Source organism: Vibrio sp. Y176 (assembly GCF_033438945.1).
Map to the genome: position 1 here is coordinate 260,339 of NZ_JAWOQS010000004.1, position 13,813 is coordinate 274,151.

At 45.3% G+C, this 13,813-nt stretch carries 13 protein-coding genes; 8 read left to right on the forward strand and 5 right to left on the reverse strand.

The features are described from left to right. The first annotated feature begins 45 nt into the window (after positions 1–45). From R7O13_RS12330 to R7O13_RS12355, 6 genes are all read left to right on the forward strand, one after another. Positions 46–345 (forward strand): DUF2607 family protein, encoded by a 300-nt coding sequence (locus tag R7O13_RS12330; protein ID WP_080996158.1) that lies wholly within the window; start codon positions 46–48, stop codon positions 343–345. A gap of 134 nt (positions 346–479) precedes the next feature. Next, on the forward strand, positions 480–1,133 hold the full coding sequence (zrgA, locus tag R7O13_RS12335; RefSeq protein ID WP_318303951.1) for a zinc uptake protein ZrgA: 654 nt from the start codon (positions 480–482) through the stop codon (positions 1,131–1,133). A gap of 52 nt (positions 1,134–1,185) precedes the next feature. Next, complete coding sequence (locus tag R7O13_RS12340) at positions 1,186–1,914, forward strand: ABC transporter ATP-binding protein (RefSeq protein WP_017820286.1); 729 nt, start codon at positions 1,186–1,188, stop codon at positions 1,912–1,914. Continuing rightward, positions 1,911–3,170: an ABC transporter permease gene (locus tag R7O13_RS12345; protein WP_053306844.1), complete on the forward strand. Its 1,260-nt coding sequence runs from the start codon at positions 1,911–1,913 to the stop codon at positions 3,168–3,170. The genes R7O13_RS12340 and R7O13_RS12345 overlap by 4 nt, the downstream gene beginning before the upstream one ends. A gap of 4 nt (positions 3,171–3,174) precedes the next feature. Continuing rightward, positions 3,175–3,669, forward strand: a complete 495-nt coding sequence (locus R7O13_RS12350) for a DUF3299 domain-containing protein (RefSeq protein WP_005379600.1) — start codon at positions 3,175–3,177, stop codon at positions 3,667–3,669. 322 nt (positions 3,670–3,991) lie between these two features. Then, complete coding sequence (locus R7O13_RS12355) at positions 3,992–4,897, forward strand: TIGR03899 family protein (RefSeq protein ID WP_005379599.1); 906 nt, start codon at positions 3,992–3,994, stop codon at positions 4,895–4,897. A gap of 89 nt (positions 4,898–4,986) precedes the next feature. On the opposite strand, the gene cysC is transcribed toward R7O13_RS12355, so the two are convergent. From cysC to cobA, 5 genes are all read right to left on the reverse strand, one after another. Continuing rightward, positions 4,987–5,604, reverse strand: a complete 618-nt coding sequence (cysC, locus tag R7O13_RS12360) for an adenylyl-sulfate kinase (protein ID WP_005379598.1) — start codon at positions 5,602–5,604, stop codon at positions 4,987–4,989. Between the two features lie 24 nt (positions 5,605–5,628). Next, on the reverse strand, positions 5,629–7,353 hold the full coding sequence (locus R7O13_RS12365; RefSeq protein ID WP_005379596.1) for an SLC13 family permease: 1,725 nt from the start codon (positions 7,351–7,353) through the stop codon (positions 5,629–5,631). Positions 7,354–7,604: 251 nt separating this feature from the next. Next, entirely contained in the window at positions 7,605–9,035 is a 1,431-nt protein-coding gene (gene cysN, locus R7O13_RS12370; RefSeq protein WP_318303953.1) for a sulfate adenylyltransferase subunit CysN, read from the reverse strand. A gap of 18 nt (positions 9,036–9,053) precedes the next feature. After that, a complete protein-coding gene (cysD, locus tag R7O13_RS12375) occupies positions 9,054–9,962 on the reverse strand; it encodes a sulfate adenylyltransferase subunit CysD (RefSeq protein ID WP_005379592.1) in 909 nt (302 codons plus the stop codon). A gap of 59 nt (positions 9,963–10,021) precedes the next feature. Continuing rightward, positions 10,022–10,897 carry a uroporphyrinogen-III C-methyltransferase gene (gene cobA, locus R7O13_RS12380; RefSeq protein ID WP_031780800.1) on the reverse strand — a complete coding sequence of 292 codons (876 nt, stop codon included), beginning with the start codon at positions 10,895–10,897 and terminating at the stop codon, positions 10,022–10,024. A 275-nt stretch (positions 10,898–11,172) separates the two neighbouring features. Between cobA and cpdB the strand changes: the two genes are divergently transcribed. After that, positions 11,173–13,134, forward strand: a complete 1,962-nt coding sequence (gene cpdB, locus R7O13_RS12385) for a 2',3'-cyclic-nucleotide 2'-phosphodiesterase (protein WP_198556780.1) — start codon at positions 11,173–11,175, stop codon at positions 13,132–13,134. A 97-nt stretch (positions 13,135–13,231) separates the two neighbouring features. After that, complete coding sequence (locus R7O13_RS12390) at positions 13,232–13,810, forward strand: Crp/Fnr family transcriptional regulator (RefSeq protein ID WP_033906009.1); 579 nt, start codon at positions 13,232–13,234, stop codon at positions 13,808–13,810. Positions 13,811–13,813 lie beyond the last annotated feature (3 nt).

Genomic DNA, 13,813 nt, shown 5'->3' on the forward strand with positions numbered 1-13,813 from the left:
TTCATTATGGGTGTTATATTATAACAGTCGGTAAGAGGAGCTCAGATGTACCACCACCAGCAAAAAATACTAAGATATTGGTATCGCACTGCTTTATTTTTCAGTGTTGCGTTGCTGATCGCTTGGAACTTTGCGGTTGTACTTCATCAAGTCGATCTGACGCCCGACCATCATACCCATCATCATTGCCAATTATTTTCTGGTGTTCAGCACGGTATAGCAAAGGTACAACCTACCCTCTCTACACCGACTTTTACGCGCGCCCAGCATCATCATGTTTTTTTGCATCTCGTGTACGGCGAAGAAGTTCTTGGCGCTGCTCGTGCCCCTCCTTATTTTGCTTAATTTCCAAACTATTCCACACTCAAAATTATTGAGTTCATTCCCGCACCTAGTGTGTCAGGGAACAATAACTTAGTGAAACTCGAATCTGAGCAATACCGCCTTTGGTTAATGCCAGTAAAATTAGGAAAAATACAATGTCATCAAAACACGTTTTAGCCCTTGCTATTGGCCTCACTTTATCGACAGCAGCGAATGCAAACGAATACCGCCAGCATGGTGCTCATGTGCATGGTCACGTCGAGTTTAATATCGCCCAAGATGGCAAAGATCTGTTAGTAGAGCTCACAGCTCCTGGAGCTGATGTTGTGGGTTTCGAACATGCTCCAGAAAACGCACAACAAGAGCAAGCGCTTAAACAAGCCGTCGCTACACTCGAAGACAGCAACGCATTGTTCGCTATTAACTCACAAGCTGATTGTAGTGTTGAAGAAGCTTACGTGAGCCACAACCTAAGCGAAACTCATGAGGAACATGATCATAGTGAGCACGACCATGATGACCATGCACATCACGATCATGAAGGGCACGAACACCATGATCATAATGAACATCATGATAAACATGACCACCATGACGCTCATGATGAAGCGCACGATCATGGCGGTCACGGTGAATTTTCGGTGCAATATCGCTTCAGTTGCGAACAAGTTAATCAGCTTAGCCAAATCCAAACCGATTGGTTTAACCAATTCCCAACTACAGAGTCCATCAGCGTCAATATATTCACTGATACCATGCAATCAGCAATTAAATTAAGCAAAGATAACACCCAAATCGTAATCAAATAACACGAGTGGCGTGTAAGTACCCACTTACACGCCACAGCTTTGGTGATTTAATATGACTGAAACCACACCAAATGTTGTCGAGCTAGAGGATGCCCAATTTTTCTGGCCCGGTTCAATCAACGCAACCATCCACATCCCTAAATTACACATTACACAAGGCGAGCATGTGTTTATCAAAGGTCCAAGTGGCTGCGGTAAATCGACCTTGCTCGCTTTGTTGACGGGGATTAACACATTAACTTCAGGCTCTCTATCTGTACTCGATACTGACCTTGCTAGTTTAAGTGCCAGTCAGAGAGACCGCTTTCGCGCCAATCATATTGGCTACATCTTTCAACAGTTCAATTTATTGCCGTACCTTAACGTACTTGAAAACGTATTATTGCCATGTCAGTTCAGTAAAATACGACGTGACCGTGCCCATTTAGGTGCCTCATCTCAAACATTAAATGAACAGGCTCAGGCCCTACTAGAACGACTGCACTTGCCAAACGAGCTTCATACACGCCCTGTCTCTGAATTGAGTATTGGTCAACAACAACGTGTGGCTGCGGCTCGAGCTCTGATAGGACATCCAGAGTTAGTGATCGCTGACGAACCAACCTCAGCTTTAGACTATGACAATCGTAAAGCATTTATTGAGCTCCTTATGGAGCAAGCGAATCAAGCCAATGCCACACTGGTATTCGTTAGCCACGACCCAACACTCGAACCCTTATTCGATCGCACGCTCAATCTACCCGACATTAATCAAGTATCTAGCCTAGGAGCCATATCATGAGTGCTGTTGTAAAGCTCGCCTGGAAAAGCTTGATGAACCGCAAAGCGACGGCAATTCTAACCATCATGACCGTTGCGATTTCAGTGGTACTCCTCTTGGGCGTCGAGCGTATCCGAACTCAAGCCAAGGATAGCTTCGCCAATACAATTTCAGGCACTGACCTCATTATTGGTGGACGCTCTGGGCAAGTGAACCTATTGCTCTATTCTGTGTTTCGTATTGGTAATGCGACCAACAACATCGATTGGAAAAGCTACCAAGAGTTTGCCAATCATCGTTCAGTCGATTGGGCTATTCCAATCTCGCTTGGCGACTCGCATAAAGGCTTCCGAGTTATGGGAACCAATCACAGTTACTTTGAGCATTACAAGTTTGGAAGTAAGCAACCACTAACATTTGGCAAGGGTAGAGAATTCAATGGTTTATTTGAAACCGTGCTAGGTTCTGATGTCGCTAAACAACTTGGTTATGATATCGGTAGCGAAATCATCATTGCCCACGGCATTAGCGACGTTGGCTTTAGCCGTCATGACAATCTGCCATTTAAAGTTGTCGGTATCCTTGCTCCTACAGGAACACCAGTCGACAAAACTGTCCATGTATCACTAGAAGCAATCGAAGCCATTCACGTCGGATGGGAAAGTGGTGCGCGTTTGGGCCCGACACCCAAGGCACAAGATCTCAAAAACAGAGACTTTCAGCCCAAACAAATTACCGCTATGCTCGTTGGTTTGAAATCTCGTATTCAAACTTTCGCCCTGCAAAGACAAATTAACACCTACCCCAAAGAGCCGCTTAGCGCCATTATGCCCGGCGTTGCGTTGCATGAGTTATGGGGAATGATGTCGGTTGCAGAGCAAGCCCTAATGGCAGTATCTGGTTTTGTCGTGATTGCAGGGTTGTTAGGTATGTTAAGCAGTCTATTAACTAGCCTACAGGAACGCCGCCGTGAAATGGCGATTTTGCGTGCCATGGGAGCAAGGCCTCGTCATGTTTTCTCACTCTTAATTAGTGAAGCTAGCTTGCTTACTGCTGCTGGTATTATTACTGGCGTTACTGGGCTGTATGCCATTCTTGCTATCGCGCAGCCGATCATCCAACAGCACTATGGAATACATCTCACCTTAAGCATCTTATCTACTTATGAGTGGATGCTATTAGGTTTCGTACAATGCGCTGGTATTGTGATTGGTTTCATTCCCGCACTCCGCGCCTACCGACAGTCACTGAGTGACGGAATGACAATAAGGATTTAATAAAATGTGGAAAAAAATACTCGCAAGTTGCTTGCTGGTCGTCGCATTCACAGCGCCTGTTATGGCCAGCGAAGAACCATTGAAGCTTGACTGGATTGACCTTGTTCCAGAAAAAGAGCGTAAATTGTTCGACAGTATAGGCATGCCTGCATCTGATCACAGTGGTGGCGCAGCGCAGCAGTCCAAGATTGGTAATGTTCGACCAGAACTGAACGGAAGCCAAGTTAAAATTCCGGGGTTTGTTATCCCACTTGAAGGTGATGCCGATACCGTCACCGAATTTTTATTGGTGCCATATTTTGGAGCTTGTATTCACGTGCCACCACCGCCTCCAAACCAGATCATTTACGTGAAGTTTCCGAAAGGCGCGCCTGTTCAAGAGTTGTGGGATGTTATATATGTGGTTGGAACGTTGAAAACCGAGACGATAAACCACGAACTGGCAGAAACGGCTTACGTTATTGAGGGATCAGAAATAGAAGCCTACGACGATATGTAATTTAAGTCGTCGATAAGCCTCGCTACACCTAAGGCGTCACACTGGCGCCTTTTTTAGCTTTGTGCTACACGATATAACGAGATAAATACGCTAATACGCCCACATAAATAACCAAAAGAAACGCTATCGACAGGTGCTTTTTGAGTTTACCTGCTTCTGAGAACTTCATAGCCCCTCCAAAATAACGATAACAATTTTAACAACTCATTATCATTTTGAATAGCCCTATTCGTTCAAAAACTGAGAACTCCTGTCTGGTCGCTTGGTCAGATAAGGTGTAAATTTAAACGTGCGAACCGCGCAGTTCTTGGTAGGAAAACGAATGGCAGACCCGACAAAGCAACCTGTTGTCATCGAACATCAGTCAGACACAAAAAAAAATACGCAACAAGAAAAGAAACAAGGCTACATAAAAGACAGTGCTAGTAAGGTAAAAACCATAGCCCAAATACACGGTCTTGACGCCTTACTGCAAACCGAACCGCCAGCCAAATCTGCGTTTGAAAGAGCCCAATTGCGAGAGCAACGACGCCAAGAACAGCGACAAAAAAACTTAGAACAGATTTTAAAATTAGCGCACAGTTCATGCCGAGATGAGACAGCGGGAGAGCCAGACCAAGATTGGTTGCATCGATTTTTTGAGATGGCTCAAGACATCCATAACAGCGCGATGCAAAAGCTATGGGCTCAAGTGATGAAGCGTGAAGTGACCAATCCGGGTTCAACGTCCATGAAAGCGTTGAAAACCCTCAAGGATATGTCACCAAAGGAAGCACAAACTCTGCAAAGAGCCGCCTCTTTAGCGTGCAGTTTTGGAGGGGATCACAGCAGAAAACTGCTGATTGGTTACAAAGCGCAAGGAGGCATATTTAGCTTCGGCAAGCGAGACGTCGCTAACAGCCTAAATATGGGAAGTTTTCAACTGCCGTATTCAAGCTTGTTGCTCTTAATTGAATTAGGGCTGCTGCACAGTGCCGAACTTGAATCTGGCGAAATTAGTATCGAGACACCGTTGGTCCTTACCTACCAAGGTAAAAACTTGTCACTGAACGTAAACAGTAAAGGTGTCCGCCTTTTATATTACCGCTTCACACCGACAGGTAATGAGCTCTGTACCTTACTCGGAAACAAACCACATGCCGAATACTACGATCAAATGCTTGCACTGTTAAATCATAGGTTTAGTGTCCATAGTGAAGCTAAAAGTACGGTTCATCATACCGTCTAGCCAGCTTGAGAAGCATTTGATCACCTATGATCCAAATACTTCTCCAGCTGCTCAAAGAGCTTTAGGTCACCTATGATCTAAATGCTTTTTTATCGGATCACACCGCGTTGTTTAAGATCGATTAAGCACAAATCCACCAGCTCATCGACACTCTTTTCTCCCGCGGGCAAATCGATTTCAGGGTTCTCTGGCGCTTGATATTCCGAATCAATACCAGTGAAATTAGGAATCTCTCCCGCACGGGCTTTACGGTATAAACCCTTAGGATCTCGACCTTCGCAAACCTCTAGAGATGCATTGACATACACTTCGATAAACTCGCCTTCTGGCAATAAATCGCGTACTAACTTCCGCTCTGCACGATGCGGTGAAATAAACGCCGACAGAACAATTAAACCCGCATCTGCCATCAACTTCGCCAGTTCACCAATACGACGAATGTTCTCGCGCCGGTCCTGTTCAGAAAAACCTAAATCGCTACACAAACCATGTCGTACATTGTCACCATCCAATAAATAGGTGTGGTAACCCAATGCTGCAAGGCGATTTTCCAACGCCCCTGCTACGGTTGATTTACCCGCTCCAGATAGACCAGTGAACCACAATACGGCAGGTTTTTGCTTCTTTAATTCAGCACGAAACTGTTTATCAACCGAATGCTGGTGCCAAACAATGTTTTCATCTTTTACCGTCGTTTCGGCAGTCATAACGTATCCTTGTAAATATCGGAATTAAAACGGGAAAAAGACCGGGATCAAAGTAAGTACTAATACAGAGTACACAATCGAAATTGGCACTCCAATTCTCACGTAGTCGGTCAATTTGTAATTTCCTACGCTGTAAACCAGCAGGTTAGTTTGGTAACCGTAGGGAGAGATAAAGCTCGCACTCGCGCCGAACAAAACCGCCATGATGAATGGCATCGGATCCACGCCATAACCCACCGCCATGCTATAGCCGATAGGAAAAGAAAGCGCAGCCGCGGCATTGTTTGTCACCAATTCAGTGAGTACCAATGTCATGATATAAGTCGCCACCAAGGCACCAAATACTCCCCAGCCATTAAACGCTTCAATAAACATCACTCCCATTCTTTCTGACAATCCAGAAGAGATCATCAGTTGAGCAATAGACAAAGCGGAACCGACAATCACGACGATATCGATCGGAAAACGGCGGCGCAGTTCTGAAATCTGCACAATACCAAACGCAATAAGCGCGATAAGGTACGCAGCTAGACCTTTAATAATCGGTACTAACTCTAATAGAGCGCATCCAATTACGGCTGCAAAGCCCAGTAATACAATGGAAGACTTATTCGTATCAAGCCGAGCGCTAGAGTCCAAGTCATGCACTAAAACAAACTCTTTACGATGAGCTCGGCGTTCAGACTCAAAACGCTTTCCTGGAACTAGAACTAACGTGTCTCCTGGCGCTAAGGTAATACTACCCAAGCCACCTTCTAGGCGTTCGTGGCCTCGGCGAATCGCCACAACAACGGCATCGAATCGGTCGCGGAATCGGCTTTCTTTGAGGGTTTTGTAGCAAAATGTCGCCGACGAGCTCACCACAACTTCGATAAAGTTTTGCCCATTTAAGTGCTGCTGACCAAACAACTTGAGACCCGGAATTTCTTGCAGGGTCGCGACGCTCTCAACATCGCCACAAAATAACAGGCGGTCTTTTGCATTGAGCACAAAATCCGGTCCCACAGAAGAAACAGTAACACCATCGCGCACCACTTCTGCAAGAAACAGTTTGCGCAGCGCACGTAAATTATTCTCGCTGATCGTACGCCCAACTAGCGGTGATCCAGGCTCAACGCGAGACTCAAGAAAGTAAGGTAAATCTTCTTGGTTTTGATCATCATAATTCGGTAGCAAGTAGCTCAGTGGGATAAGAATCAGCATCCCTCCCACCAGCACAGCCAAACCTATCATCGTAGGTGTAAAAAAGCTCAGGCTCGGTAAGCCTGCGTCTTCGACAAAGCTGTTGATGATTAAGTTAGTCGACGTACCAATCAAAGTTAACGTGCCACCAAAAATGGCGGCGTAAGACAAGGGAATAAGTAATTTCGAAGGTGCATGCTGCTGATTACGCTTAATCGCCCCAATCAATGAGACAACCACAGCGGTATTATTCGTAAATGAAGAGAGCAAGGCGGTCGATACACCGAGCTTAGCAATCACGCTGCCTAACTGGCCCTCAGAGATACTTCGGCTCACCCAACTGATCAGCAGTGTTTTTTCTAGAGCACAGGATGCAAGAATCAATAGAACCAGGGTTAACAATGAAGAGTTGGTAAAATTGGATGCGATAGTGGCTGAATCCATCATCCCAGCCATGAATGCAATAAAAGCGGCACCCGCAAAGACGTAACTAGGCTTAATTTTCGTGACAAGCAAGCAAGTGATAATGCCAAGCAAAATCGCTAACACAAACCCTTGTTCCCACATAGCCTTTCCTTACCAAATAGCCCCAAAGGGCACAACAACGACTCATTTATCCATGAAACACCGACAAACGAGTAAACAGACAAAAATCAGCGCAAGCGAAAAGAACATCAGAATGCTCGGTTTTCTTGGGCTCCACCGAAGCATTCTGGTATTAGGAGAATACCTAACGACATTTCGCAATTCAGTTAGGTAGCGACGCCCCAAGTACAACAGCAGACAGAGCCTGAAATTATCGTACTTGGGTAAGCCAGTTACTTTTTCAGAAACTGGCTGACGTCTTTTGCTTCCCAGTGTGGGAAGTGTTTACGGACAAGCGCATTAAGCTCAACTTCAAACGCAGAGATGTCCGTCAAATCGCGCTCAACCACGGCGAGGCTCTCTTTAACCATGCCGGCACCAACCGTCACGTTTGTCAGACGATCGATAATGATAAAGCCACCGGTATCTGCACAGTCTTGATAATTGTCCAGCGCGACTGACTCATTAAGAGACCATTCACACAAACCAATACCATTCAATGGCAGCTCTGCCGAGCTATGAGTCGAGAGATTATTAATGTCATATTGATGACGAATCGCTTCAACATGACCTACGGTTTTCTTACCTGCGATTTTGATGTCATAGTCACGACCCGGTTGCAGGGGTTGCTCTGTCATCCATACCACATCGGCAAGCAAATGGTTTGTGGTTTCCACTTGAGCATTATCTAGAACAATCAAATCGCCACGGCTAATATCGATCTCATCGCTTAGCGTCAGAGTGACAGCTAATCCGGCACGAGCTTCTTCGATATCACCATCAAATGTCACAATACGAGCCACAGTTGACGTTTTACCCGATGGCAATGCTTTAATGGCATCACCGACTTTGATCGAACCAGAAGAAATGGTCCCCGCAAAACCACGGAAATCTAGGTTAGGACGATTAACGTATTGCACAGGGAGGCGGAATTCACCCGCGCCTTTTTCTTGATCCACATCGACCGTTTCAAGAAGCTCAAGCAATGATGGGCCTTTAAACCAAGTCAGGTTTTGGCCTTTATCCACCACATTGTCCCCTTCAAGCGCTGAGATCGGGATGATTTGAATATCAATATCCCCTGTCAGATTCTCAGAGAACTTCAGATACTCATCGCGGATCTCTTCAAAGCGCTCTTGGGAGTAATCCACTAAGTCCATCTTGTTGATCGCCACAACAAAGTGCTTCAAGCCCAACAGGTTGGAAATGAAAGAGTGACGACGAGTTTGATCGAGAATGCCCTTACGTGCATCAACCAGAATCACAGCTAAGTCACATGTCGATGCACCTGTAGCCATGTTACGTGTGTACTGCTCGTGTCCAGGAGTATCTGCAATGATGAATTTACGTTTCTGCGTCGAGAAATAGCGGTAAGCCACATCAATCGTGATCCCCTGCTCTCGCTCAGCTTGTAAGCCATCGACCAACAACGCAAGGTCGGGCTTTTCACCCGTGGTACCCACACGTTGGCTGTCTGAATGCACTGCCGCTAGCTGATCTTCATAAATTTGTTTTGAGTCATGGAGTAAGCGACCGATTAATGTACTTTTACCGTCATCCACCGAGCCACAAGTCAAGAATCTAAGTAACGACTTGTACTGGTGTTGTGTTAAATAGCCTTCGATACCAAGCTCGGCTAATTGAGCTTCAACTGCACTGTTCATTATCTTTCCTTAGATCCTTTAGAAGTAACCTTGACGTTTCTTAAGCTCCATCGATCCTGACTGATCGTGGTCGATCGCTCGGCCTTGGCGCTCACTCGACGTTGCCACCAGCATCTCTTCGATAATGCCAGTTAAAGTGTTTGCTTCAGACTCGATGGCCCCGGTCAATGGATAACAACCAAGGGTACGGAAGCGCACGCTCTTCTCTTCAATCACTTCACCCGGTTGAAGCTCCATACGATCATCATCCACCATGATCAGCATGCCATCGCGTTCAACAACTGGGCGTTTGTCCGCGAGGTAAAGCGGCACGATCTCGATGTTTTCTAAATAGATGTATTGCCAGATATCAAGCTCAGTCCAGTTAGACAGTGGGAATACACGAATGCTCTCACCCTTATTAACCTGACCGTTGTACGTCTTCCATAGCTCAGGACGTTGGTTTTTAGGATCCCATGTATGGTTCTTATCGCGGAATGAATACACGCGCTCTTTCGCCCGTGATTTCTCTTCGTCGCGGCGCGCACCACCAAAGGCAGCATCAAAACCGTACTTGTTCAGCGCTTGTTTTAAGCCTTGAGTCTTCATGATGTCAGTGTGCTTAGAAGAACCATGAACAAACGGGCTACAGCCCATGGCTAGACCTTCTGGATTCTTATGTACCAAAAGCTCAAAACCGTATTTGGCCGCGGTGCGATCACGAAATTCAATCATCTCGCGGAACTTCCAATCGGTGTCAACATGCAGCAATGGAAATGGAATCTTACCTGGGTAAAAAGCTTTACGCGCAAGGTGCAGCATCACTGATGAGTCTTTACCAATCGAATACATCATGACTGGGTTATCAAACTCAGCCGCAACTTCACGGATGATGTGGATACTCTCCGCTTCGAGTTGTTTAAGGTGAGTTAAACGTTGTTGGTCCATGTTTTGTATTTCCTTTTTAAGCTTGAAGGCGCATTACGTCTCTAATCTTTGGTCTGAAATTATATGGAGTTGGCAATAGCACTTTTGTTGAATTCAGTACTAGACAAAAACCAGTCTAACTTTTGAGACAGTCGCACTACCTCTCCGACAACAATCAAAGATGGCGACTGTGCTTCCTTCGATAAATCAGAGAGTTGGGAGAGTTCTCCCGTAAATACTTTTTGTTGAATCTGCGTGCCACGCTCAATAATGGCAATCGGAGTCGACGCTGAACGACCATGCTTAATGAGTTGATTCTGAATATAGTGTGATTTCATCAGCCCCATGTAGATCACTAAAGTCTGATTCCCACGCGCCAACGTGGACCAATCCATCTCATCACTTTCTTCTTTCAAGTGGCCAGTCACAAAGATGGCCGATTGCGCATAATCACGATGAGTCAGTGGAATACCAGCATAAGCGGTTGCGCCAGCTGCTGCGGTAATGCCAGGGACAACTTGAAAACGAACGCCGGCATCAGCAAGCACTTCTAACTCTTCACCACCACGACCGAATACAAACGGATCCCCACCTTTAATGCGCACTACTTTGTAGCCCTGCTTGGCAAAATCCACCAAAAGCTGATTCGTCTTCTCCTGCGGCACACTGTGATGCCCAGCTCGCTTCCCAACGCACACCAAAATCGTATCGCTTGGAATCAATGCCATGATTTCTTCAGACACCAAGTAGTCGTACAAAACCACATCAGCTTGCTGCAAGCAGTTCAGTGCTTTCACCGTCAGAAGTTCAGGATCGCCTGGTCCTGCACCTACTAAGGCGACTTCACCAGGCTGTAGCGATTGCTTTGCAAAACGAGTAACACCAGCGACTGGGTTGTCAGAAACTAACCGGGGCTTTGGTTTAGGAAAAGAAGTGACTGAATCGTTCGTTGCCATGTGCTTGCTCATCGTCCATTGATATCGTTATGCAAGCATTATGGCGGGGCGTTTATATTACCTGAAATTCTAAAATTTCATTTTTTATTCAAAAATCTGCTAAGAAGTTTTTGTTTGGTCTCATTCAAAAGCGTGAAAAAGTCGGCGGTTAATATGAATAAGGTTCAGTAAACTGATTAATGTTCACAGTTTTCTGTATCTTTATCATCGAGTTGCATCTGTGTTTGATACATTACGCAGTACGATTTCCCCTTATCATTGAATTGGAGCACCAAATGAAAGTGGCAGTTCATCCTATTTCCCTCGCAGTATTAAGTGGCATGCTAACGCTTGCTGGCCCAACAATGGCCGATACCATCAAGCTTCGTATTATCGAAACCACCGACATTCACACCAACGTGATGGATTACGATTACTACAAAGACCAACCATCACAGCAAATCGGTTTAAGTCGCGCAGCGACAATAGTGAAACAAGCTAAGTCCGAGACAGAAAACACGGTACTAGTAGATAACGGTGATTTAATTCAGGGCAGCCCAATGGGCGATTACATGGCGGCAAAGGGGATTAATCCCGGCGACGTGCACCCAGTCTACAAAGCGATGAACAAGCTAGACTACGATGTGGGCAACATTGGCAATCATGAGTTCAACTATGGCTTAGATTTCCTACAAACGACGTTGAAGGGGGCAAACTTCCCTTACATCAATGCAAACGTATTTGATAAACAAACCGGTGAGCATTACTTCAAGCCTTACCTCATCAAAACTCACACATTTAAAGACACAGACGGCGAAGCGCATCAAATAAAAGTGGGTTACATCGGCTTTGTACCACCACAAATTATGGTATGGGATAAGAAGAACTTAGAAGGCAAAGTCTTTGCTAAAGACATTAAGGAAACAGCAGAGAAACTGATTCCTCAAATGAAGAAAGAAGGCGCAGACGTGATTGTGGCGATTCCACACTCGGGCATTTCTACTGATCCATACAAACTAGGCGCTGAAAACTCTGTTTACTACCTCACAGAAGTTGAAGGTATTGATGCGATTGCTTTTGGCCACTCTCACGCCGTCTTCCCAGGGAAAGACTTCGCAAACCTACCTGGTGTTGATATAGATAAAGGGACCATCAATGGTGTAACGTCCGTGATGCCGGGCCGCTGGGGAAGTCACGTAGGTGTGATGGATTTGATGCTGAAAGAGAAAGACGGCAGATGGCAAGTCGTCGAAGGCCAAGCAGAAGCACGCCCTATCTTCGATAAAGTAAATAAGAAGTCATTAGCTAAAGCCGATGCAGATATTGTGAAAGCGTTAGAAGAAGATCACAAAGGCACTCGTGAATTTGTAAACCAACCAATCGGCAAAGCAAATGATGTCATGTACAGCTTCTTGGCATTAGTGCAGGACGACCCCACCATTCAAATCGTTAACCTTGCTCAGAAAGACTACGTAGAACGCTTTATTCAAGGCGACCCAGACCTTTCTGACATTCCAGTACTGAGTGCGGCAGCACCATTTAAAGTCGGCGGTCGTAAGAACGATCCGAATAACTTTACAGAAGTAGAATCCGGTCAGCTCACCTTTCGTAATGCGGCCGATCTTTACTTATATCCAAACACCTTGGTTGCGATGAAAGTGAAAGGTAAAGAAGTTCGCGAATGGCTAGAGTGCAGTGCGGGTCAATTCAACCACATCGACATCAACAATCCTGAACCGCAATCTTTGATTGATTGGGATAATTTCCGTACGTACAACTTCGATGTTATTGATGGGGTTAACTACCAAATCGACATTACCCAACCGCCGAAGTACGATGCGGATTGTAAAGTGATTAATCCAGATTCTCAGCGCATTGTGAATCTGACGTTCAATGGTAAGCCTGTCAATCCGAAGCAAGATTTCATCATCGCAACCAATAACTACCGTGCTTATAGCAATACTTTCCCTGGTACAGGCCCAGATTTCATTGCATTTGACGCACCAGATGAAAACCGCTCTGTCGTCGCCACTTATATTTCTCGCGTGAGTGAAGAAAAAGGAGAAGTGACACCAAGCGCTGACAACAACTGGTCTTTCGCACCGATTAAGTCCGATAACAAGCTAGATATTCGTTTCGAAACCTCCCCTAGCGATAAAGCGGCGCAGTTCATCAAAGAGAAAGGACAATACCCAATGAAACGCGTGTCAACAGACGACATTGGTTTCGCAATTTATCAAATCGATCTGAATAAATAAGGTTGATTTGACAGCAACACTAAGCGGCTCTCATGAGCCGCTTTTTTGTTATCAATAAAACCCGTTAAAATAAAGAAAACCGTTTCCGAGTTATCACATGCACAGCGATCTTTTTTCAGACTTAGTCAATCATGGCTTTTTAGAGACAGAAGCAAACCAACTTATTGAAAATGGTGAGTTGCTCGAACTGCCTACACGCCACATTCTTAATCACCAAGGAGAGTTGAGCTCACACCTTTACTTCATCATTGAGGGGTTATGTCACGCAAGCTATCTCACTGAGCACGGCAAAGAATTCAGTAAAGAATTTTATTGGGAGAAGGACTGGGTTATCGGGTTTGAGAGCATAATAAAGGACCAACCTTCGCCTTACTTATTGGAAACGCTGAGCGCTTGTCAGCTATTTTGCTTGCCAATTGAAACGTTGCATCACTGGCGAGCAGAAAAGCACGCCATTTACTTAAAGCTACTCGAAAACCAACTGGTTAATAAAGAGAATAAAGAACGCTTTATGTTGCTCTACTCTCCAGAGGAACGATATCAATTATTTTGCGCTCATTACCCAGATTTAAAGCAACGTATTACCGATAGTCAAATTGCGGCCTACCTAGGCATTACGCCAATCAGTTTGAGTCGAATCAAAGCACGCTTAACCAAAGATCACACTCTCAAATAAACT

What these genes read in the sequence shown, in the direction of transcription:
- cysN (WP_318303953.1), bottom strand. Translation starts at nt 9,035, where the DNA reads ATGAACAGTGCAGTTGAAGCTCAATTAGCCGAGCTTGGTATCGAAGGC.
- R7O13_RS12365 (WP_005379596.1), bottom strand. Translation starts at nt 7,353, where the DNA reads ATGTGGGAACAAGGGTTTGTGTTAGCGATTTTGCTTGGCATTATCACT.
- zrgA (WP_318303951.1), top strand. Translation starts at nt 480, where the DNA reads ATGTCATCAAAACACGTTTTAGCCCTTGCTATTGGCCTCACTTTATCG.
- R7O13_RS12340 (WP_017820286.1), top strand. Translation starts at nt 1,186, where the DNA reads ATGACTGAAACCACACCAAATGTTGTCGAGCTAGAGGATGCCCAATTT.
- cpdB (WP_198556780.1), top strand. Translation starts at nt 11,173, where the DNA reads ATGAAAGTGGCAGTTCATCCTATTTCCCTCGCAGTATTAAGTGGCATG.
- cysD (WP_005379592.1), bottom strand. Translation starts at nt 9,962, where the DNA reads ATGGACCAACAACGTTTAACTCACCTTAAACAACTCGAAGCGGAGAGT.
- R7O13_RS12330 (WP_080996158.1), top strand. Translation starts at nt 46, where the DNA reads ATGTACCACCACCAGCAAAAAATACTAAGATATTGGTATCGCACTGCT.
- R7O13_RS12390 (WP_033906009.1), top strand. Translation starts at nt 13,232, where the DNA reads ATGCACAGCGATCTTTTTTCAGACTTAGTCAATCATGGCTTTTTAGAG.
- cobA (WP_031780800.1), bottom strand. Translation starts at nt 10,897, where the DNA reads ATGGCAACGAACGATTCAGTCACTTCTTTTCCTAAACCAAAGCCCCGG.
- R7O13_RS12355 (WP_005379599.1), top strand. Translation starts at nt 3,992, where the DNA reads ATGGCAGACCCGACAAAGCAACCTGTTGTCATCGAACATCAGTCAGAC.
- R7O13_RS12345 (WP_053306844.1), top strand. Translation starts at nt 1,911, where the DNA reads ATGAGTGCTGTTGTAAAGCTCGCCTGGAAAAGCTTGATGAACCGCAAA.
- R7O13_RS12350 (WP_005379600.1), top strand. Translation starts at nt 3,175, where the DNA reads ATGTGGAAAAAAATACTCGCAAGTTGCTTGCTGGTCGTCGCATTCACA.
- cysC (WP_005379598.1), bottom strand. Translation starts at nt 5,604, where the DNA reads ATGACTGCCGAAACGACGGTAAAAGATGAAAACATTGTTTGGCACCAG.